This window comes from Falsirhodobacter sp. 1013, assembly GCF_051195255.1.
GTDB lineage: Bacteria > Pseudomonadota > Alphaproteobacteria > Rhodobacterales > Rhodobacteraceae > Falsirhodobacter.
On sequence record NZ_JBNJLK010000009.1, the window covers coordinates 43,674 to 61,973 of the forward strand.

Here is an 18,300-nt window from a genome sequence, read left to right on the forward strand (position 1 = left end):
TATCCTTTGCCAAACAATGGAAGTTCTGATGCCCGACGACACCGCCGAAGACAGCCCGCGCCGCAGCCGCACCAGCGGCATCGACCGGACGCTCCAGATCCTCGACATCCTGACCGAACGGCATCAGCCCATGACGGCCTATGATCTGGCGCGGGCGACGGGGGCCCCGCCCTCCACCGTCTACAAGCTGCTGGACGAGCTGATCGAGCGGAACATGCTGTCGCGCAGCGCCGACGGCCGCGCCTGGCTGGGGCCGCGCCTGATGCGCTACGGCCTTGCCTACCGTGCAAGGATGAGCGCGTTCAACGAGGCCGAACGGGCCATGTTCTCGCTGAACGAGCGGGTGAGGGAGATGGTGCAGATCTGCGTGCGCGACGAAGGCATGATGCAGGTGGTGGCCATGGCCGAAGGGTCGGGCACGTTCCGCGTCACCTCGGATGTGGGGACGCGGGTGCCGCTGAACTGGACGGCGTCGGGGCGGCTCTTGATCGGCCACCTGCCGGATGCCGCGCGCGTCGCGATCTTCCGCGACTGCGCCCGCCCGTCGAACACCGGGCTGGCCGACACCGACCCCGAAAAGCTGGCCGAGGTGTCGCGCCGCGACTTCCTCGACGGCCTGTCCGTGCAGATCGACACGTCCGAGGATCAGGTCGCCTGCATCGCCGCCCCCGTGCGCGGGCAGGACGGCGCGTGCGAACTGACGCTGTCCGTCGTGATGCCCAAGCACCGCGTGGACGCCAAGTTCGACACGGTCGCGCAAGAGGTGCGGGACGCCGCGCGGTCTGTGGAACGGGCGCTTGGCGTGCATCAGCGCTGATCCGCCGCTTCGAAGATCGCCTCGATCTCCACCGTGATCTGGTTGGGCAGGGAGCCGACGCCGAAGGCGGACCGGGCGTGGATGCCGCTTTCGCCAAAGATCCGCGCCAGCAGGTCCGACGCGCCATCCACCACGAAGGGATGGCGTTCGAAATCGGGATCGGCGTTGACCATGCCCAGCAGCTTCACCACGCCCCCCACCCGGTCCAGCGACCCGAAACAGTCGCGCAGCGCCGTGAGGATGTTGATCGCCACCAGTTCGGCGTGGTCGCGCGCTTCCTCGGCGGTGACGTCGCGGCCGACCTTGCCGCGCATCAGGGTTCCGTCCGCCCGGACCGGCCCCTGCCCCGAGACATAGATCATGCCGCCCGACCGGCGCACGTTGCGGAACGATCCGATGGGGCTGGGCGCGCTGGTCGGCAGGGCGATGCCCAGCCCGGCCAGCCGCGTTTCAGGCGTGTTGGGAAGCATGAAGATCCTCGGTTCGTTTGCAGTAGCTTTGATGGTCGGGCCCCACCTTGTGCGCGGCAGGCACACCGTCCGCGCAAAGCGGCAGGGCATGTTCGCAGCGCGTGCGGAACACGCAGCCCGAAGGCGGCGCCAGCGGGCTGGGAATGTCGCCCCGTAGCGGCGTGCGGTGGCGGGCCGCCCGCGGATCGGGCACCGGGATGGCCGAGTTCAGCGCCCGGGTGTAGGGATGGGCCGACCCGCGATGGATGGCATCGGCGGGCCCGATCTCCATCAGGCGGCCCAGATACAGGACGGCCACCTGATCGCAAAGGTAGTTCACCACCGACAGGTCATGCGCGATGAACAGCATCGTCAGGTTGCGTTTGGCCCGCAGGTCCAGCAGCAGGTTCAGCACCTGCGCCTGGATGGACACGTCCAGCGCCGACACGCTTTCATCGGCCACGATGAAGTCCGGCTCCAGCGCCAGGGCGCGGGCGATGCCGATCCGCTGGCGCTGCCCGCCCGAAAAGGCGTGGGGATAGCGGTTCATGTGATCCGCGCTCAGCCCCACCTCCTCCAGCAGGGCGGCGACGCGGTCGCGGCGTTCGGCGCGCGTCCCGATGCCATAGGCGCGCAGCCCTTCGGCGATCAGCTCCCCCACCTTCAGCCGCGGGTTCAAGGATGACATGGGGTCCTGGAAGATGATCTGCATCCGCCGGCGCATGTCGCGCATCTGGCCGGCGGGCAGCGTCGTGATGTCGGTCCCGTCGAAGCGGATCTGCCCGCCGCTGGGTTCGATCAGGCGCAGAAGGGTGCGGCCCAGCGTGGTCTTGCCGGACCCGCTTTCCCCCACAAGCCCGGTGATCGACCCGCGGGGGATGTCGAAGCTGACATCCTCCACCGCGTGGACGGTGCCGCCGGCGGTGTGGAAGCGTTTCGTCAGGTTGCGGATTTCCAGAAGCGGCTGGGTCATGCGGCCCCCGGCATGTCGAAGATGCAGGCCGACAGGTGGCCCCGTGCCTTTTCGTCCAGCGCGACCGGGCCGCGGCAGGCGGACTGCGCGTGGCGGCAGCGGGGCGCAAAGGCGCAGCCCGGCGGCAGCGCCAGAAGCGAGGGGACGGAGCCGGGGATCGGCACCAGTCGTTCCCCCCGCCCCAACCCTTCGCGCGGGATGGAGGCGAGGAGGCCCTGCGTGTAGGGATGGCGCGTGTCGTCGAACAGGGCGTGCACCCCCGCCTGTTCCACCACCGCGCCCGCATACATCACCGCCACGTCGTCGGCCATTTCCGCGACCACGCCCATGTCATGGGTGATGAACAGGATCGACATGCCCAGATCCTTCTGCAACCGACGCATCAGGTCCAGGATCTGGGCCTGGATCGTCACGTCCAAGGCGGTGGTCGGTTCGTCCGCGATCAGCAGCGCCGGGTTGCAGATCAGCCCCATCGCGATCATCACGCGCTGGCGCATCCCACCCGACAGCTCGTGCGGATAGGTGTCGATGCGGCGGGCGGCGCCGGGGATCTCCACCAGCTCCAGCATCTCCAGCACGCGCTGGCGGCGGGCGGCGGCGGACATCGGCTCGTGCAGCAGAAGCATCTCGCCGATCTGGTCGCCGATGGTGAACAGCGGGTTCAGCGACGACATTGGTTCCTGAAAGATCATGGAGATGCCCGGCCCCCGCAGCTTGCGAAAGCCCGCCGCGTCCAGCGTGGACAGGTCCGTCACGCGGCCATCGCGGCCCCGGAAGGCCAGCCGCCCCGCCAGCACCCGCCCCGAGGGCGGCAGCAGCCCCATCAGCGCCAGCGAGGTCACGGACTTGCCCGATCCGCTTTCCCCCACCAGCGCCAGCGTGCGCCCGCGGCCAAGGGTGAAGCTGACATCGCGCAGCGCGACCACGCCCATGCCCCCGCGCCCGAACCCGACGCGCAGCCCTTCGACGGACAGGATGGTGTCTTCCGGCAGGGTCATCGCGACCTCCCTTATTGTCCCGGCGGCAGGCGGCGCGCGGCGGGTTGCGCGTCGTCGCCCAGCACGGTCAGGCGCGGTTCGAACATGCGGTCCAGCATCAGGTGGTTGTTCTGGCTGTCCATCACGTCGATCTGCGCCTCCTCCAGATCGAAGACGGTGAAATCGGCCCGCGTGCCGGGGGTCAGCCCATCGGCGCCTGAAAGACCCAAAACCGACCGCGGCGCGTTCGTCGTCGCCTGGATGCAGTCGGCGAACGGCAGGCCCACGGCCAGCAGCTTCGCCACCGTGGTCGCCAGATCGTAGACCGGCTTTTCCATCGAATGCTGGTGCAGGTCGGTGGAGATGGAGAAGGGCCGCAGCCCGTCCGCGATCGATTCCCGCGCCGTTTTGAAGTTGAAGGACGCGCCGCCATGCCCGATGTCCATCAGCACGCCCCGTTCGGCCAGTTCCTTGGCCTGCCGGAACAGCGCCTGCGTGTCCCGGATGGACCCGGCGGGCTTGCCGTTGAAGCAGTGGGTGACGATGTCGCCGGGGGTCAGGATGTCGAACACCTCGTCGATCAAGGGCGGCGGTTCGCCCACGTGGACCATCAGCGGCAGGCCCGTCATCTCGGCCACGCGCTTGGCGATCTTGGCGGGCGTGATGCCCCAGCTGCCCACGATCACGCCCGAGGCGCGGACCTTGATCCCGCAGATCACGTCGCGGTTCGCCTCGATCACCGCCAGCGTCCGGTCGATGTCGATGGACCGCCAGTCGATCAGTTCGGGCACGCGGTTGCAGGCCACCAGCCCGATGGACCCGATGTTGAGGAAGGCCTTGATCGTCTCGCTCGCCGGTTCGATGATGTATTCGCGCAACCCGTGAAAGCTCGCCTCGCCGGCGGATCCGGCGTCGGCGATGGCGGTGACGCCGGTGGGGCGGCCGGCTTCGGCCGCGCGCACGGAAATGTCGGTGCCCCCGTACCAGACATGCACGTGCAGGTCGCACCAGCCGGGCGACAGCCATGCGCCCTTCAGGTCCAGAACCCGCGCGCCGTCCGCCGCCGTGGCCGCCACAAGGCCATCGGCGCCCACATGGATCACGTCGGGGGCGGTGTCAAAGCCGGTGGGCTTGAAGTTCGTCAGCGTCAGGGGCATGTCACGTTTCCTTGGCAAGTTTCGGGTCCAGCGCGTCGCGCAGCCCGTCGCCCACGATCTGGAGCGACAGCACCGACAGCGCGATCGCAAGGCCGGGGAAGAGGATCAGGAAAAAGGCGTTGTCGATGTATTGGCGGCCTTCGTTCACCATGATGCCCCAGCTGGGCGTGCGGGGATCGACGCCCACGCCAAGGAAGGACAGCCCCGCCTCGGCCAGCATGGCATAGGCGAAGATGAACGTGGCCTGCACCAGGATGGGCGACAGGATGTTGCGCAGCACATGCGTCACCATGATCGTGGGGGTGCGGGTGCCAAGGGCGCGCGCGGCCTCCACATAGGGCAGTTCCCGGATCACAAGGGTGGAGGCGCGCACGATCCGCGCGATGCGGGGCGCATAGACCACCGACAACGCCAAGATCACGTTCAGCATCGTGCCCCCGAAGATCGCGACCAGCGACAGCGCCAGAAGGATGTCGGGGAACGCCATCATCGCGTCGATCACCCGCGACAGCACCGCGTCCAGCCGCCGGAAGAAGCCCGCCGCCAGCCCGATCGCGATGCCCACGATCGACGACAGCACCGCCACCCCCAGCCCGATGCCCAGAGAGGTGCGCCCCGCCGCCACCAGCCGCCCCAGCACGTCACGGCCGAACGCGTCGGCCCCCAGAAGGTAATCCGCGTTCGGCGGGGTCAGGCGGTTGCGCACCGACATGCCGCCGACCTGCGTCAGGCCAAACGCGGGGGCCAGGAAGCAGATGGCGACGATGGCCACGAAGACCAGCAGCGCCACCATCGCCGACGGGCGCTGCATCAGCAGGCGGCGAAAGCCGGGCGTCGGTTGGGAAAGGGAGGATCCGGCCATCAGTATTTCACCCTCTTGTCGACGACGAGGTAGAGGAGGTCGGTCGCGAGGTTCACCAGCACGTAAAGGCTCGCCACCACGATCAGGGTGCCCTGGATCACCGGATAGTCGCGCCGCAGCACCGCGTTCACGACAAGGTTGCCCATCCCCGGCAGGTTGAACACGCGTTCCGTCACCACGGCCCCCGACACCAGCAGCGCGAAGGTCAGCCCCACCACGGTGATGATCGGGATGCCCGCGTTCTTCAGCGCGTGGCGCAGCACGACGCGGCGTTCGGTCATGCCCTTGGCGCGGGCGGTGCGGACGTAATCCTCCCCCAGGATGTCCAGCATGGAGGCGCGGGTGAAGCGCAGGATCAGCGCGGAATTCGTGATCCCCAGCGTGATCGAGGGCAGCACCAGATGCCACGCGCGTTCGGCAAACCCCGCCCCCGCCGCGCCATAGCCCGACACCGGAAACCAGCCCAGATCGGTGGCCAGATAGCGCTGGAAGATCAGCCCCGTCAGAAAGGACGGGACCGAGGCCGCCAGCATCGCCGTCGTGACCGAGGTCTGATCCAGCACCGACCCGCGCCGATAGGCCGCCCAGATCCCCACCGGCGCCGCGATGACCAGCGCCACGATCAGGGAAAAGAGCGCGAGGAGCACCGTGGGCTCCGCCCGGCTGGCCAGCACCTGCGTGACCGGCTGGTCGAAGAACAGCGACCGGCCCAGATCGCCCTGCAGCGCGTTCATCACGAAGGTCAGGTACTGGACCAGGATCGGCCGGTCCAGCCCAAGGCGCACGCGCAGGGCGTCCACCTCGGACGGGGTGGCGTCGGGGCCCAGAAGCAGGGCCGCCGGATCGCCGGGGGCCAGCCGCACCAGAACGAAGGCGATGGTCAGCACCAGAAAGACGACGACGATCATGCCCAGCAGGCGGCGCAGAAGATAGCTGCGCATGGAGGAACCTCATGCGTTGCGACAGGGGACGGCTTGGGGTGGCTTATTGCGGCTTCGAGGCGTTCCAGAAGGCGGGCCAGGGTGAAGGTGCGACCCCTTCCAGACCCTTGGCCTGCCCGTTCAGCGCGTTGAAATTGCCGATCTTGATCATGCCCACGTCTTCATAGGTGACCTTCTGCAACTCGGCGAAGACCGCCTTGCGCGCCTCGGGGTCGGTTTCGGCGATGAAGCGGTCCAGGATCGCGTTCTTTTCCGGATTGTCCCACCCTTCGCGCGACGAGGCGAAGAAGCCCGAGGTCAGCGCCGGTTCCGGCAGGAAGGGCGAATGGGTGATGTAGATGTCCCACAGGTCCGGGTTGTCGCGGTTCTGCGCCAGCGTCGCCCAGTCCACCACGTCCATCTGCACGGTGAAGCCCGCCATCTCCAGCGCCATGCTGGCAACCTCGGCCATCTTGTAGTGGAACTCGTACTGGCGCGAGGTCAGGATGCGCAGCGGCTCCCCGTCGTAGCCCGCGGCCTTCAGATGCTCGGCGGCCTTTTCGGGATCGTTGACGTTGTAAAGGTCGGTCCCTTCCTCGGTGTGCCAGGCCCAGCCTTCGGGATAAAGCGCGCCGTCCGTTTGGAAGAACTTCTCGTCCCCGAAGGCCGCGAACAGCATGTCGTCCACCGGAAGGGCGGCCTGCACCGCGCGGCGGATTTCCAGGTTGGTCATCAGCCCCTTCTTGTGGTTGACCCCGAAGATCGGCCAGCCGAAGGGTTCCAGCAGCACCGTTTCCGCCGTGCCCGAGGCTTCGATGCGGTCGAACGCCTCGCTCGACAGGCTGTCGGCGTAATCGAACTGGCCCGACAGCAGGCCTTCGGCGCGGGTGTTGGGGTCGGGCACGGGGATGAACCGGATCTCGTCCGGGATCTGCTTGCGCTCGCCCGCCGCCGCGCCGGGCTGGGTGTAGCCGTCGAACCGCACCAGTTGCGTGTACTGGTCGGGCACGCGTTCCTGCATCTTGTAGGGGCCGGTGCCCACGGGTTCGGTGATCTGGTCGGCCAAGATCTCCTCCGGATAGATCGCGGCGGCGGAGTTGGAAAAGGCCAGAAGCGACATCAGCGGCGCGTAGGGTTCGTTCAGGGTGATGATCACCTTGTCGGGCCCGTCCGCCGTGATGCTGTCGATCCGGCCGGCCACCGCCATGCCGCGGCTGGCCTTCTGCGTCCAGCGTTCCAGCGACGCCGCCACATCCGCGCTGTCCATGGAGGAGCCGTCATGGAACGTCACCCCCTGCCGCAGCGGGATGGTATATGATTTCCCGTCGGCGGCGATCACGGGCATGTCGGCCGCCAGAAGCGGCACCACCGCCCATTCCTTGTCAAAGGTGTAAAGCGTTTCCACCATGTGCTGCGTGACGACGCTGACGACGTCCTTGGTGGACACCATCGGATCGAAGGTGTCGGGGTCGCCGATGATGGCGACGTTCACGACCCCTTGGGCAGCAACGGGTAGGGCGGCGGCCAGGCTCAGCACGGCCGAGGCGGCAAGACACACGCGGATCATCAGAAAAACCCCCTGCATTCTTTTATAATGGATTATAGTCCGCAAGAGTGAGTAGAGAATCATATGACCACAGGTGTCAACAGAGGTTCATAATTGTGGATGTCGGCGCCGACATCGCTCTGCCGCTCTGGAACAGACCGATCGGTGTCCGGTTATGGCTTCCACCCATGACATTACGTGCTTCCCGCTTCCGACCCACCCCTTTCATTCCTTCTTGAAGTGGACACATCATGCGCCTGCTGCTCAACGCTCTGGCCGGGCTGACCTTGTCGGCCGCCTCTCTCGCGTCCGCCCAGGAACCGGCGCTGCCCCACTGGGATTACACCGGCCCAGCGGATGCCGAACACTGGGGCACGCTGGACCCTTCCTATCACGCCTGCCTTCATGGCAGCGTCCAGTCCCCCATCGACATCCGCCTGGCCGAGGTGGTGGAGGGCGACCTTCCTCCGCTTGAAACGACCTACCAACCCGCCGTGTCGAAGATCGTGAACAACGGCCACACCGTTCAGGTCGCGGTGCCGCCCGGCAGCGGCTTCGACGTGGAGAACCACCATTTCGAGATGCTGCAGTTCCACTTCCACGCCCCCAGCGAATTCCGCATCGAGGGTCGCGTCTTCCCCATGGAGATGCACTTCGTCCATCAACGCGAGGATGCGGCCCTTGGGGTGATCGGCGTGCTGGTGGAGGAAGGGCCGGAAAACCCCGAACTGCAAAAGGTGCTGGATCACATGCCCCGAACGATCGGCGAAGTGGTCGATCTGGCCAACGTGCAGATCGACATAACGAAGCTGCTGCCGCAGGATCAGCGATATTTCCGGCTGATGGGATCGCTGACCACGCCGCCCTGCAGCGAGGGCGTCCACTGGTTCGTGATGGAGCAGCCGATGACCGCCTCCAAGGCGCAGATCGACGCCTTTGCCGCCCTGTTCCCCGCGGGCGACGCGCGCCCCTTGCAGAAGGCCAACTACCGTCTGGTGGTGCGCGACAAGAAGTGATGCCCGAACGGGGGCGGGGCACCGCCCCTCTTGACGCCGGAGGGGAAGATATTAGTTAGGCCGCTAACTATCAGGTGGCTCATGGCATCGACCCCTTCGGAATTCGTGGAACGTCTCGTCGCGGCGGCGCGTCTCATGAGTATGCGCTTTGACACGCATGCGCAGGACATGGGCCTGACCCTGTCGCGCGCCCGTCTTCTGGTCCGCCTGGGGCGCGAGGATGGGCAGACGCAGACCCAGCTCGCGCAGCGTCTCGGCATCGCCAGCTCCTCGGTCGTGGCGCTGGTGGACGGGCTGGAACGCGCCGGTTTCGCCGAACGCCGGGCCGAGGAGGGCGACCGCCGCACGCGGCGCGTGTTCCTGACCGACCGGGCCCGGGACCGCGCGGCGGATCTGGAAAGTTTCCTGTCCTCCACCCACGACGATCTTCTGAAAAACATACCGGCTGGGGATCTGGCAACGGCCAACGCGGTGCTGGAACGCCTTCTGGCCAATCTGGGGAACGGTTCCGCGGATGACTGACACGTCCACCCCCCCTGCCCCGCCGCGCATGCTGGTCATGCCCCTGCCAAGGGCCTCGATCTATGTCGGGGCTTCGCTGCTGATGGGCATCACCCAGGGGCTGGGGATGAGCTTCTTTTCCTCCAACATCACGCAGGTGCAGGGGGAGTTTGCCGCGACGCAGCAGGAAGCGCTGTGGCTGGTCGCGGCCTATCTCGCGCCCGCCGCGCTGACCATCGCGCTGGTCAAGATCCGCACGCAGTTCGGCCTGCGCCTGTTCGCGCAGGTGGCGCTGGCCTGCTTCGTGGCGGCGGCGCTGCTGAACCTGGCCGCGCTGAACCTTGAAAACGCGGTGATCGTGCGCTTCATCAGCGGGATGGCGGCGGCCCCGATCTCCACCCTCGCCTTTCTTTACATGCTGGAGCCGTTTTCCCCGCCCTACAAGCTGAGCGTGGGGCTGTCGCTGACGCTGATGGGCACCTCGCTTGGCACGCCGCTGTCACGTGTGCTGTCGCCTTATCTTCTGGATCTGGGGGGCTGGCACCGGCTGACGGTGCTGGAACTGGCGCTGGCGCTGATCGCGGCCGCCCTTGTGCACCTTCTGCCGCTGACGCCCATTCCGCGGGAAAAGGTGATCCAGCGATGGGACTTCGTCAGCTTCCCGCTGATTTTCGTAGGGATGGGGGGCTTGGCTGTCGTGCTGACCGTGGGGCGGTCCTACTGGTGGTTCGACCGCTGGTGGCTGGGCGCGCTGCTGGCGGGCGCGATCGCCGCGCTGATCCTGGCCGGCATCATCGAGTTGAACCGCAAGACCCCGCTTCTGGACATCCGCTGGATCGTGTCCCCCGCCATCCTGCAATTCGCGGGGGCCCTCCTGATCTTCCGCGTGGTGCTGGCCGAACAGACATCCGGCGCGCCGGGACTGTTCCAGACGCTGGGCCTTCAGAACGCCGAGATGCAGGGCCTGTTCTGGCTGATCGTGGCCATGACCGTGCTGGGCGGGCTGGTCAGCGCGGCCGTGCTGAAACCGGGGCGCGAACACGCGATCCACGCGGTCGCACTGGTGCTGATCATCGTGGGCGCCCTGATCGACTCGCGCTCCACCAGCCTGACGCGGCCGCCGCAGATGATGGTCAGCCAGGCGATGATCGCCTTTGCCAGCGCCCTGTTCCTGCCGGCCGCCATGGCGGCGGGGCTGATCGTGGCGCTGAAGAAGGGGCAGCTCTACATCCTCAGCTTCATCATCGTCTTTCTTCTGACGCAGCGGATCGGCGGCTCCCTCGGCTCGGCCCTGTTCCAGACGGTGCTGCAGTTCCGCCAGAACGCCCACACGAACCGGCTTTACGCCGATCTGGGTCAAAGCGACCCGCTGGTGATCCAGCGCCTGCAAACCTATGCCGGGTCCTACACCGGCACGCTGGCCGATGCGGGGGCGCGGCAGGGGCAGGCCACCTCCACCCTGGCACAAACCGTGCAACGAGAGGCGACGGTGCTGGCCTACAACGACATTTTCTTTCTGGTCGCCTGCGTGGCGGCGGGCGCGCTGGCGATCCTGCTGGCGCATTGGGCGATGATCGAACGGAACAAGCGCCAGCTGGCCGGCGCAACGGCGAACGGATGACCACATGAACAAGCTTTCCAAACACGTAGGGTCCGTCGTGGCCGTGATCATCGGGCTGATCGGCGTTTTGCTCGTGCTGTATGTCTGGCAGCTTCCCCCGTTCACCAGCGCGGTCCAGCGGACGAACAACGCCTATGTGCGCAGCAAGATCACCTTCATCGCGCCGCAGGTGCAGGGCCATGTCGTGGAGGTTCTGGTCACCGACTATCAGGAGGTGAAGGCCGGCGACCTTCTGGCCCGAATCGACGACCGCATCTATGTCCAGAAGGTCGCGCAGGCCAAGGCGAACCTGGCCCAGCAGCAGGCGGCGCTGGCCACGGCCGCGCAGCAGCGCGCCTCGGCCGAGGCGCAGGTGACGGCGGCCGAAGCCTCGCTCAACGCCGCCCGGGTGAACAACGAGGTGGCCAAGCGCGAATTCGACCGGCTGACCACGCTGCAGGCACGGGGCGTGACCTCGCAATCCGACCTCGACAACGCCCGCGCCTCGTTTGACCAGGCTTCGGCCAACGTCAACACCGCCGAGGCGCAGGTGGAGATCGCCCACCAGGATGTGCTGGCGGCCGAAACCTCGCGCGGAAGTGCGCAGGCCGGGATCGAGGCCGCGGAGGCCGCCCGGGAACTGGCGCAGATCGACCTCGACAACACCCGCATCCTTGCCCCCGAGGATGGCCGTCTGGGCGAGATCGGCACCCGCGTCGGCCAGTATGTCAGCGCCGGCACGCAGATGATGGGGCTGGTGCCGCACCGCGCCTGGGTCATCGCGAACTTCAAGGAAACGCAGCTGCACGGCATGAAGATCGGCCAGCAGGCCACCATCCGCGTGGACGCGGCGGACGGGCAGACGCTGACCGGCCACGTGGAAAGCTTCTCTCCGGCCACGGGGAACGAATTCAGCGTGCTGCGGACGGACAATGCTACCGGCAACTTCACCAAGATCACGCAGCGCCTGTCGGTCCGCATCGGCTTCGATCAGGACCAGCCCTTGGCCGATCGCCTGCTTCCCGGCCTGTCGGTGGAGGTGAGCATCGATACCGACCAGCCGGTGACGGCCGACTGATCCGCGACAACCGGCTTGCACATCGGGGCGCCTGCGGTCAGACCGCCCCTTTCCGGACGCCGCGCCCGCGGGGGCCGGGACCCTGCCGCCGGCGAAAGGCCCCGCCCCTTCCGCCGCCCCGACCTCAAGACCTGCGGAGTGTCCATGGACGTCATCACCACCTGCCTGTTCCTGATCCTTGCCGTCGTGCTGTCCAGCTGGATCGCGCGGGCGATTCCCTTCGGCATCCCCCTGCCGATCGTGCAGATCGCCTTCGGCGTCGGGATCGCGACCTTCACCAACAACGAGGTGGCGCTGGAGCCCCACGTCTTCCTGGCCGTGATCGCCTGCCTTCTGTTTCTGGACGGCTGGCGCATCCCGAAGGACGACTTCTTCCGCGACAGCCGGCCCATCCTTGGGCTGGCGGTCGGGCTCGTGTTCCTGACGGTGGTGGGTCTGGGCTATGCGATCCACTGGCTGCTGCCGGTGATGCCGCTTCCCGTGGCCTTCGCGCTGGCGGCCATCCTTGCGCCCACCGATCCCGTGGCGGTGTCGGCGATCACGGCGAAGCTGCCGATGCCCAAGCGGCTGTTGCACGTGCTGGAAGGCGAAAGCCTGCTGAACGACGCCAGCGGCATCTCGGCCTTCCGGATCGCGGTGGCGGCCATGATGACGGGGGCCTTCTCGCTTCAGGACGCCGCGATGGAGTTCCTGTTTTCTGCCCTGGGCGGCGTCGCGGCCGGTGTCGTCATCACGCTGGCGATCCTTTATGTCCAGCGCTTCATGTCCCGCCGCGTGGGAGAGGAGCCGGGCCTTCAGATCATGATCTCGCTCCTCATCCCGTTCGGGGTATATTTCGGGGCCGAACACATCCACGTGTCGGGCATCCTCGCCGCCGCCGCGGCCGGCATCACCATGAGCCTTGCGGAACTGCGCGGCACCGCGCTGGCTGCCACGCGCATCCGGCGCCGCGTGGTGTGGGACATGCTGTCGGTGTCGATCAACGGCATCATCTTCGTGCTGCTGGGCGAACAGCTTCCCGCGATCTGGACCAGCGTGTCCACCCTTGTCGAAGGGACGACGGGCGGCCCGCTGATCCTGATCCTGCACGTGCTGGCGATCACGGCCGTTCTTCTGGTTCTGCGGCTGGCCTGGATCTGGCTGAACCTGCGCTTCACGACGTTCCGCCAACGCCGCAAGGGCGAAGACGTGGCGCGTCTGGACTGGCGCATTCCGGCGGCGGCCACGATGGCAGGGGTCCGAGGCTCCGTTACGCTGGCGGGCATCCTCACGCTGCCGCTTCTGCTGCCGGACGGGTCGCCCTTCCCCGCGCGGGATCTTGCGATCTTCATCGCCTCGGGGGTGATCATCGTCACGCTGATCACGGCCTCGGTGTCGCTGCCGATCCTGCTGAAGCGGCTGGACGTGCCCGTGGACGATCACGAGGAACGGCTGGACGCCGCCCGCGCGCTGGCCGCCCGCGCCGCCATCCGCGCCGTGGAGGAGGAGCTGCACAGCCAGTCCGAAGGGCGTCCCGACGCGGACCTTTACATGAACGCGGGCGTCCGCGTGACCGAGGTCTACCGCGCGCGTCTGGACGCGGGCGGCTTCGGCGCCACCGAGGCCGAGGAGATCCGCCGCGCCACCGCCGTCGAACAGCGCCTGCGCATGAAGGCCCTTCAGGCCGAGCGGGAGGAGATCTTCCGGCTGGCCCGGCATCGCCGCATTCCCGACGGCATCGCGCAAAAGCTGATCCGCGAACTGGACCTTGCGGAAACGCGCATGACCTCGGCCGCGCTTTGATCCTGAACGCGGCCTTGCCGTCCCGCCGCGAATGCGGTCTACCCGTGTCACCATCAAGGCGGGGGGAGGCCACATGGCGAAGATCGTGACCATCGTGATTGTCGTGCTGATCGCGGCGACGGCCGTTTTCGGCTTCCGCTGGTACAGCTACGTGTCGAACACCGACTCCCCCTATGACGAGGTGGGGATCGAGATCAACAGCCGCCTTCCCGCCCGGCTGAACCAGTGGGGCTGCGACAAGCTGCACGCCACCTTCGGCAACGTGGTTCCGCCCTATGGCTGCGCGGCCGGCGACGGAACCACCTGGCGCTGACGGTCAGGCCACGGCCTTTCCGCCGCGAAAGGCCGTGCGGTGCCGCGGGCTCCACACCGCGAGGGTGATGAGCATCAGGCCCGGCGGCATGGCAAAGGCCCAGCCGATCATCCCGTGGCCGATGGCCCCCAGAACGCCGCCGACGATGAAGGCCGCCACAAGCTGCACATACAGCCACAGCTTGCCGCCGTCATAGGGCACCTCAGCGCGGGGCTTCGCCGCGTGATACAGCGAACGCCCGATCTCGATCCCCATGTCGGTGATCAGGCCGGTCGCGTGGCTGGTGCGGATGCGCGCGCCGGAAATGCGGGTGATCGTGGCGTTCTGCAGGCCCATCACGAAGCAGACGATGACGATGGCCATCCGATGCTCCGCCCGGTCGGGCAGCGCGGTCATCAGGGGCAGTGCCGCCAGCAGCGCCCCCTGCACCCCAAGCGGCAGCGCATAGCACAGCCGCGCGCTGCGCGTCTGGCCCCAGGCGATCATCGCCGCCGACACCGCCGCCCCCGTCACAAAGCCGCCGATCGCGGCCAGGCTGTCCAGCAGCATCATGAGGTTGGTGAAGACAAGGCTGCCCGCGATGTTCGACAGGTGCCCCGTCATGTGGGACGTGTATTGCGACAACAAAAGAAAGCCGCCGACGTTCAGGCTGCCGGCGATGCCCGCCAGCAGGATGCCAAGGCTGCGGTCGGTTTCCGGCGTCCGCTTCGGCGCGGCGGCCAGGCGGGCGACGCGAAAGGCGCGGGTCTGGCGTGCGTGCATGACAAACCCCCTTCAGCGTGCGGCTTCTTCGCGGGTCACGCGCCCCTGCCCGTCGATCCGCACCGACACGCGTTCGCCGTAAGGGTTGGTGGCGGTGAACAGGCGCAGCCCGTCCCGTTCCTCCCCGCCCTCGGGGTTGGTGTAGCCGAGCTTTGCCAAGGCCTCCCGCGCCGGCGCTTCGGCCATGGCGCGGCGGGCGTCGCGGTCGATCTCCCGCTCGTAGGCGAAGATGCGGCCGTCGGTTCCGGCGGTCAGTTCGATCTGGGCGCCATCCTCGGCCAGGCCTTCGACCTGGATCTCGCCCTCGTCGAACTCCACCTCGATCACGCGGGCCATCTGGCCATATTCCTGCGCGCCGATCAGGGCGGCGGGCAGGATGCGTTGCAAAAGAACGGCGGGGATCGCGCCGGAATGGTCGGTTTCCACCTCCTCCAACGATCCGTCGCGGTTGTATTCCACGCGCAGTTCCGCCCCGCCGGCCATGCGGGCGCTGATGCGGCGTTCGTCGTCGTTGTTCCGGCGGTCGTGAAGGTCGGTCAGGGTCAGGCCGCGCAAGGGTTCGGGAAGGTCGGCCGGGCCCGACTGGGCCAACGCGCCCCCGGCCGAAAGCAGCAGCGCCGTCACGGCCAGCGAGGTTCCGAGCGTCTTCATGCGAATCGTCCTTTCATATGTCCTGCCCCCCTTTTGCGCCCCAAAGGCCCAACGCCCCGCCAATGATCCGTTTGGTTTTCATTTGGGTTCAACCCCCTATGCTGCGGGGCATGAACATTCGCATGATCCTGCCCGCCCTGCTTCTGGCCCTGTCCGCCCTTGCGGTGCGGGCCGACGATCCCGATCCCGCAAGGCTGGACGCCCTGATCCCCATCGGGCAGGCGGTGGACCTCGTCGCCGCCCGCTACCAGGGTCGCATGATCGCGGCCGAAATCGTGGAGGAGGAGGACCGCCCCTTCTACGAATTCCGCTGGCTGACCCCGCAGGGCAACGTGCTGCGCGTCCGGCTGGACGGGGAAACGGGCGGCTTCGTGCTGGTGGACGGCGTCGGCCAGACCGAGGCGAGGGTCCTGCCGTGAAGTGCCTGATCGTGGAAGACGACGCCACCCTGCGCGGCCAGATCGTGCAGGCCTTCACGGATGCAGGGTTCGTGGCCGACAGCGCCGCCGACGGGCGCGAGGGAGAGTATTTGGGGGCGACGGAAACCTATGATGTCGCGATCCTCGATCTCGGCCTGCCGCGCATGGACGGGATCGAGGTTCTGACCCGCTGGCGCGCGCAGGGCCTGACGCTGCCCGTGCTGATCCTGACCGCGCGGGGCGAATGGGCCGACAAGGTGCGCGGCTTCCGCGCGGGGGCCGACGACTACGTCCTGAAGCCCTTCCGGATGGAGGAGGTGGTGATGCGCGCCCAGACCCTGCTGCGCCGCGCCGCCGGTCACGCCAGCAACATCGTGGCGGCGGGCGCGCTGAAGCTGGACAACCACACCGGCCTCATCACGCTGGAGGAGATGCCCCTGCGCCTGACCCCGTTCGAGACGCGGCTTCTGCGTTATCTGATCCTGCACGGGGGGCGCGTCGTCAGCCGCACGGAACTTTCCGAACACATGTACGACGCCGCCGCCGACCGCGATTTCAAGTCGCTGGAGGTGGTCATCGGCCGCCTGCGCCGCAAGATCGGGGCGGGGCGGCTGGAAACCCTGCGCGGCGAAGGCTACCGCCTTTTGTCCACGGAACCGGCATGAGCTCGCTGCGCGGGCGCCTTCTGGCGTTTTCGGCCCTGTGGACGGCGGTGGCGCTGGCACTGGCCTGGCTTTTCATCTCGGCCCTGTTGCAGGATTTCATGGAAGGGCGGTTCAGCGCGGAACTGCATTCGGTGTCCGATGCGGTGATGGCCCGGGCCGAATGGCGCGGCGCCCTGTCGGTCACGCCCCCCGGCGACACCCGGTTCGAGGAGCCGTTGTCCGGCTGGTACTGGCAGGTCAGCGACGGGCGGCAGGTGCTGGCGAAGTCCGGCTCGCTCTGGACCTCGGATCTTGGGCCGGACGGGCGGCTGTTCGGGCCGGACGGGGCGGCGCTGTTCCGCCAGCAGCGCGCCTTCACCGCCCCCGGCGCCGGCACGCCCCTGACCGTGACCGTGGCCCTGCCCCAATCCGTGATGACGGCCGAGGAACGGCGTATCCTGCACCCCCTCGCCGCCGCGCTGGCGATCCTTGGCGCGGTTCTGGTCGCGGCCTCCATCCTCAGCGTCACGATCGGACTGCGCGCGCTGGACCGGATGCGCCACGGGCTGGACGCGGTGCGGGCGGGCCGCGCCGAACAGCTTGCCCTGCCCCGCACCCGCGAACTTCGCCCGCTGGTGGAGGATCTGAACCACCTGATCGCCGAGAACCATTCGATCATCCTTCGGGCGCGGACGCATGTCGGCAACCTCGCCCATGCGCTGAAGACCCCGCTGGCCGCCCTCGCCAATGCGGGGGCGGAGCCGGAGCTGGTCGCCCGCATGGACCGCATCCTGCGCTGGCACCTGAAGCGCGCGCGCACCGCCGCGCAAAAGCGCAGCCTTGGCCAGGTCACGCCGGTGCGCCCGGTGCTGGACGATCTTCTGGCCGTGCTGTGCCGCGACATCGGCGACCGCGGCCTGACCCTGACCACCACCTTTCCCGACCTTTCCTTTGCCGGAGAGCGGGAGGATCTGGAGGAGATGCTGGGCAACATCCTGGAAAACGCGGTGAAATGGGCGGCGGGATCGATCCGCGTGTCGGGCCAGCGTCAGGGCGACGGTTTCGCGCTGACGGTGCAGGATGACGGGCCGGGCATCGCGCAGGATCATCTGGACACGGTCCTTGCCCGCGGGGCGCGGCTGGACGAAGGCGTGAACGGCAGCGGCCTTGGCCTGTCGATCGTGTCCGACCTCGTGCACCTTTACGACGGGCGGCTGATCCTGTCCAACGCGCCAAAGGGCGGGCTGAAGGCCACGCTGCTTTTGCCGCTGGCCTAGCGCGGCCGCAGACCGTCCAAGAACACGTCCAGCAGCAGCCCCGCCCGCGACGCATCCGCCCCCGGCCCATAGCTGAGGCCCAGCAGCACGCGCATCAGGTCATCGGCCGACACGTCGTCCCGCACCTGCCCCGCCGCCACCGCCCGGTCGCGCAAGCCCGCCACCGCCGTCATCATCCGTGCCGACTGCTCGGTGAAGAAGGGCGCGTCCTTGTCCAGCACGGGCGCCAGCGCGGTGACCATGCCCTTCTTGGTGGCCATCATCTCCAGCGCCGCGCGCATCCACGCGGCCAGGTCATCCTTTCGCGCCAGCGTTTCCAGCGCCTCCACCTCGCGGGCATAGACGGCCTGGAACAGCGCCTCGCGCGTGGGGAAGTGGCGATAGAGCGTGCCGATCCCCACCTCCGCCCGCCGCGCCACGGCCTCGAGGCTGGCACCGTCGGCGCGGAACACCTCCCGCGCGGCGGCCAGAAGGCGGTCGCGGTTGCGGACCTGATCGGCGCGCGGTTTCCTTGCCTTTGGCGTCTCGTCGCCCATGTCCCGGGTTGCGCCCCTTC

General features: G+C 67.9%; 20 protein-coding genes. 10 read left to right on the forward strand and 10 right to left on the reverse strand.

The annotated features are described in order from the left end of the window. The first annotated feature begins 28 nt into the window (after positions 1-28). Complete coding sequence (locus ACSHZY_RS13055; RefSeq protein WP_435169779.1) at positions 29-817, forward strand: IclR family transcriptional regulator; 789 nt, start codon at positions 29-31, stop codon at positions 815-817. Here the strand turns inward: ACSHZY_RS13055 and ACSHZY_RS13060 are convergent. Genes ACSHZY_RS13060 through ACSHZY_RS13090 form a run of 7 tightly spaced genes read right to left on the reverse strand, consistent with a single transcriptional unit; the run spans position 808 to position 7,740 of the window. Next, entirely contained in the window at positions 808-1,287 is a 480-nt protein-coding gene (locus ACSHZY_RS13060) for a RidA family protein (RefSeq protein WP_435169780.1), read from the reverse strand. The two genes, ACSHZY_RS13055 and ACSHZY_RS13060, sit on opposite strands and share 10 nt — an antisense overlap. Continuing rightward, positions 1,268-2,239, reverse strand: coding sequence for an ABC transporter ATP-binding protein (locus ACSHZY_RS13065; protein ID WP_435169782.1), 972 nt, complete (start codon positions 2,237-2,239; stop codon positions 1,268-1,270). The genes ACSHZY_RS13060 and ACSHZY_RS13065 overlap by 20 nt, the downstream gene beginning before the upstream one ends. Beyond that, positions 2,236-3,237 carry an ABC transporter ATP-binding protein gene (locus ACSHZY_RS13070; RefSeq protein WP_435169784.1) on the reverse strand — a complete coding sequence of 334 codons (1,002 nt, stop codon included), beginning with the start codon at positions 3,235-3,237 and terminating at the stop codon, positions 2,236-2,238. Before ACSHZY_RS13070 ends, ACSHZY_RS13065 begins: the two co-directional genes overlap by 4 nt. Before the next feature lie 11 nt (positions 3,238-3,248). After that, positions 3,249-4,373 carry an amidohydrolase/deacetylase family metallohydrolase gene (locus ACSHZY_RS13075; RefSeq protein WP_435169786.1) on the reverse strand — a complete coding sequence of 375 codons (1,125 nt, stop codon included), beginning with the start codon at positions 4,371-4,373 and terminating at the stop codon, positions 3,249-3,251. Between the two features lies 1 nt (position 4,374). Further along, a complete protein-coding gene (locus tag ACSHZY_RS13080) occupies positions 4,375-5,235 on the reverse strand; it encodes an ABC transporter permease (protein ID WP_435169787.1) in 861 nt (286 codons plus the stop codon). After that, positions 5,235-6,176 (reverse strand): ABC transporter permease, encoded by a 942-nt coding sequence (locus ACSHZY_RS13085; protein WP_435169789.1) that lies wholly within the window; start codon positions 6,174-6,176, stop codon positions 5,235-5,237. The genes ACSHZY_RS13080 and ACSHZY_RS13085 overlap by 1 nt, the downstream gene beginning before the upstream one ends. Before the next feature lie 43 nt (positions 6,177-6,219). Continuing rightward, entirely contained in the window at positions 6,220-7,740 is a 1,521-nt protein-coding gene (locus ACSHZY_RS13090; protein ID WP_435169791.1) for an ABC transporter substrate-binding protein, read from the reverse strand. Between the two features lie 212 nt (positions 7,741-7,952). On the opposite strand from ACSHZY_RS13090, the gene ACSHZY_RS13095 reads away from it, so the two are divergent. From ACSHZY_RS13095 to ACSHZY_RS13120, 6 genes are all read left to right on the forward strand, one after another. Continuing rightward, positions 7,953-8,717 (forward strand): carbonic anhydrase, encoded by a 765-nt coding sequence (locus ACSHZY_RS13095; protein WP_435169793.1) that lies wholly within the window; start codon positions 7,953-7,955, stop codon positions 8,715-8,717. A gap of 81 nt (positions 8,718-8,798) precedes the next feature. Further along, positions 8,799-9,239, forward strand: a complete 441-nt coding sequence (locus tag ACSHZY_RS13100) for a MarR family winged helix-turn-helix transcriptional regulator (RefSeq protein WP_435169795.1) — start codon at positions 8,799-8,801, stop codon at positions 9,237-9,239. Beyond that, positions 9,232-10,839 carry an MFS transporter gene (locus tag ACSHZY_RS13105; protein ID WP_435169797.1) on the forward strand — a complete coding sequence of 536 codons (1,608 nt, stop codon included), beginning with the start codon at positions 9,232-9,234 and terminating at the stop codon, positions 10,837-10,839. The genes ACSHZY_RS13100 and ACSHZY_RS13105 overlap by 8 nt, the downstream gene beginning before the upstream one ends. A gap of 4 nt (positions 10,840-10,843) precedes the next feature. Next, positions 10,844-11,896 carry an HlyD family secretion protein gene (locus ACSHZY_RS13110; RefSeq protein WP_435169799.1) on the forward strand — a complete coding sequence of 351 codons (1,053 nt, stop codon included), beginning with the start codon at positions 10,844-10,846 and terminating at the stop codon, positions 11,894-11,896. A 144-nt stretch (positions 11,897-12,040) separates the two neighbouring features. Further along, the gene (locus ACSHZY_RS13115; protein WP_435169801.1) at positions 12,041-13,678 is read left to right on the forward strand and encodes a Na+/H+ antiporter; all 1,638 of its coding nucleotides are present in this window, start codon (positions 12,041-12,043) and stop codon (positions 13,676-13,678) included. Between the two features lie 73 nt (positions 13,679-13,751). Continuing rightward, positions 13,752-13,991, forward strand: a complete 240-nt coding sequence (locus ACSHZY_RS13120) for a hypothetical protein (protein ID WP_435169803.1) — start codon at positions 13,752-13,754, stop codon at positions 13,989-13,991. A 3-nt stretch (positions 13,992-13,994) separates the two neighbouring features. Here ACSHZY_RS13120 and ACSHZY_RS13125 read toward each other — a convergent pair whose 3' ends face one another. Together ACSHZY_RS13125 and ACSHZY_RS13130 are read right to left on the reverse strand one after the other, a co-directional pair. Continuing rightward, positions 13,995-14,753: a YoaK family protein gene (locus ACSHZY_RS13125; RefSeq protein ID WP_435169805.1), complete on the reverse strand. Its 759-nt coding sequence runs from the start codon at positions 14,751-14,753 to the stop codon at positions 13,995-13,997. Between the two features lie 12 nt (positions 14,754-14,765). Beyond that, positions 14,766-15,404 carry a hypothetical protein gene (locus ACSHZY_RS13130; RefSeq protein ID WP_435169807.1) on the reverse strand — a complete coding sequence of 213 codons (639 nt, stop codon included), beginning with the start codon at positions 15,402-15,404 and terminating at the stop codon, positions 14,766-14,768. A 110-nt stretch (positions 15,405-15,514) separates the two neighbouring features. Between ACSHZY_RS13130 and ACSHZY_RS13135 the strand changes: the two genes are divergently transcribed. From ACSHZY_RS13135 to ACSHZY_RS13145, 3 genes are read left to right on the forward strand one after another with little or no spacing between them, the layout of a single operon-like run. Further along, positions 15,515-15,823 carry a PepSY domain-containing protein gene (locus ACSHZY_RS13135; RefSeq protein WP_435169809.1) on the forward strand — a complete coding sequence of 103 codons (309 nt, stop codon included), beginning with the start codon at positions 15,515-15,517 and terminating at the stop codon, positions 15,821-15,823. Further along, a complete protein-coding gene (locus ACSHZY_RS13140; protein ID WP_435169811.1) occupies positions 15,820-16,488 on the forward strand; it encodes a response regulator in 669 nt (222 codons plus the stop codon). Before ACSHZY_RS13135 ends, ACSHZY_RS13140 begins: the two co-directional genes overlap by 4 nt. Then, positions 16,485-17,744 (forward strand): sensor histidine kinase, encoded by a 1,260-nt coding sequence (locus tag ACSHZY_RS13145; RefSeq protein ID WP_435169813.1) that lies wholly within the window; start codon positions 16,485-16,487, stop codon positions 17,742-17,744. Before ACSHZY_RS13140 ends, ACSHZY_RS13145 begins: the two co-directional genes overlap by 4 nt. Here the strand turns inward: ACSHZY_RS13145 and ACSHZY_RS13150 are convergent. After that, on the reverse strand, positions 17,741-18,280 hold the full coding sequence (locus ACSHZY_RS13150; protein ID WP_435169815.1) for a TetR/AcrR family transcriptional regulator: 540 nt from the start codon (positions 18,278-18,280) through the stop codon (positions 17,741-17,743). The genes ACSHZY_RS13145 and ACSHZY_RS13150 overlap by 4 nt on opposite strands. Positions 18,281-18,300: the final 20 nt, after the last annotated feature.

What these genes read in the sequence shown, in the direction of transcription:
- ACSHZY_RS13055 (WP_435169779.1), top strand. Translation starts at nt 29, where the DNA reads ATGCCCGACGACACCGCCGAAGACAGCCCGCGCCGCAGCCGCACCAGC.
- ACSHZY_RS13060 (WP_435169780.1), bottom strand. Translation starts at nt 1,287, where the DNA reads ATGCTTCCCAACACGCCTGAAACGCGGCTGGCCGGGCTGGGCATCGCC.
- ACSHZY_RS13065 (WP_435169782.1), bottom strand. Translation starts at nt 2,239, where the DNA reads ATGACCCAGCCGCTTCTGGAAATCCGCAACCTGACGAAACGCTTCCAC.
- ACSHZY_RS13070 (WP_435169784.1), bottom strand. Translation starts at nt 3,237, where the DNA reads ATGACCCTGCCGGAAGACACCATCCTGTCCGTCGAAGGGCTGCGCGTC.
- ACSHZY_RS13075 (WP_435169786.1), bottom strand. Translation starts at nt 4,373, where the DNA reads ATGCCCCTGACGCTGACGAACTTCAAGCCCACCGGCTTTGACACCGCC.
- ACSHZY_RS13080 (WP_435169787.1), bottom strand. Translation starts at nt 5,235, where the DNA reads ATGGCCGGATCCTCCCTTTCCCAACCGACGCCCGGCTTTCGCCGCCTG.
- ACSHZY_RS13085 (WP_435169789.1), bottom strand. Translation starts at nt 6,176, where the DNA reads ATGCGCAGCTATCTTCTGCGCCGCCTGCTGGGCATGATCGTCGTCGTC.
- ACSHZY_RS13090 (WP_435169791.1), bottom strand. Translation starts at nt 7,740, where the DNA reads ATGCAGGGGGTTTTTCTGATGATCCGCGTGTGTCTTGCCGCCTCGGCC.
- ACSHZY_RS13095 (WP_435169793.1), top strand. Translation starts at nt 7,953, where the DNA reads ATGCGCCTGCTGCTCAACGCTCTGGCCGGGCTGACCTTGTCGGCCGCC.
- ACSHZY_RS13100 (WP_435169795.1), top strand. Translation starts at nt 8,799, where the DNA reads ATGGCATCGACCCCTTCGGAATTCGTGGAACGTCTCGTCGCGGCGGCG.
- ACSHZY_RS13105 (WP_435169797.1), top strand. Translation starts at nt 9,232, where the DNA reads ATGACTGACACGTCCACCCCCCCTGCCCCGCCGCGCATGCTGGTCATG.
- ACSHZY_RS13110 (WP_435169799.1), top strand. Translation starts at nt 10,844, where the DNA reads ATGAACAAGCTTTCCAAACACGTAGGGTCCGTCGTGGCCGTGATCATC.
- ACSHZY_RS13115 (WP_435169801.1), top strand. Translation starts at nt 12,041, where the DNA reads ATGGACGTCATCACCACCTGCCTGTTCCTGATCCTTGCCGTCGTGCTG.
- ACSHZY_RS13120 (WP_435169803.1), top strand. Translation starts at nt 13,752, where the DNA reads ATGGCGAAGATCGTGACCATCGTGATTGTCGTGCTGATCGCGGCGACG.
- ACSHZY_RS13125 (WP_435169805.1), bottom strand. Translation starts at nt 14,753, where the DNA reads ATGCACGCACGCCAGACCCGCGCCTTTCGCGTCGCCCGCCTGGCCGCC.
- ACSHZY_RS13130 (WP_435169807.1), bottom strand. Translation starts at nt 15,404, where the DNA reads ATGAAGACGCTCGGAACCTCGCTGGCCGTGACGGCGCTGCTGCTTTCG.
- ACSHZY_RS13135 (WP_435169809.1), top strand. Translation starts at nt 15,515, where the DNA reads ATGAACATTCGCATGATCCTGCCCGCCCTGCTTCTGGCCCTGTCCGCC.
- ACSHZY_RS13145 (WP_435169813.1), top strand. Translation starts at nt 16,485, where the DNA reads ATGAGCTCGCTGCGCGGGCGCCTTCTGGCGTTTTCGGCCCTGTGGACG.
- ACSHZY_RS13150 (WP_435169815.1), bottom strand. Translation starts at nt 18,280, where the DNA reads ATGGGCGACGAGACGCCAAAGGCAAGGAAACCGCGCGCCGATCAGGTC.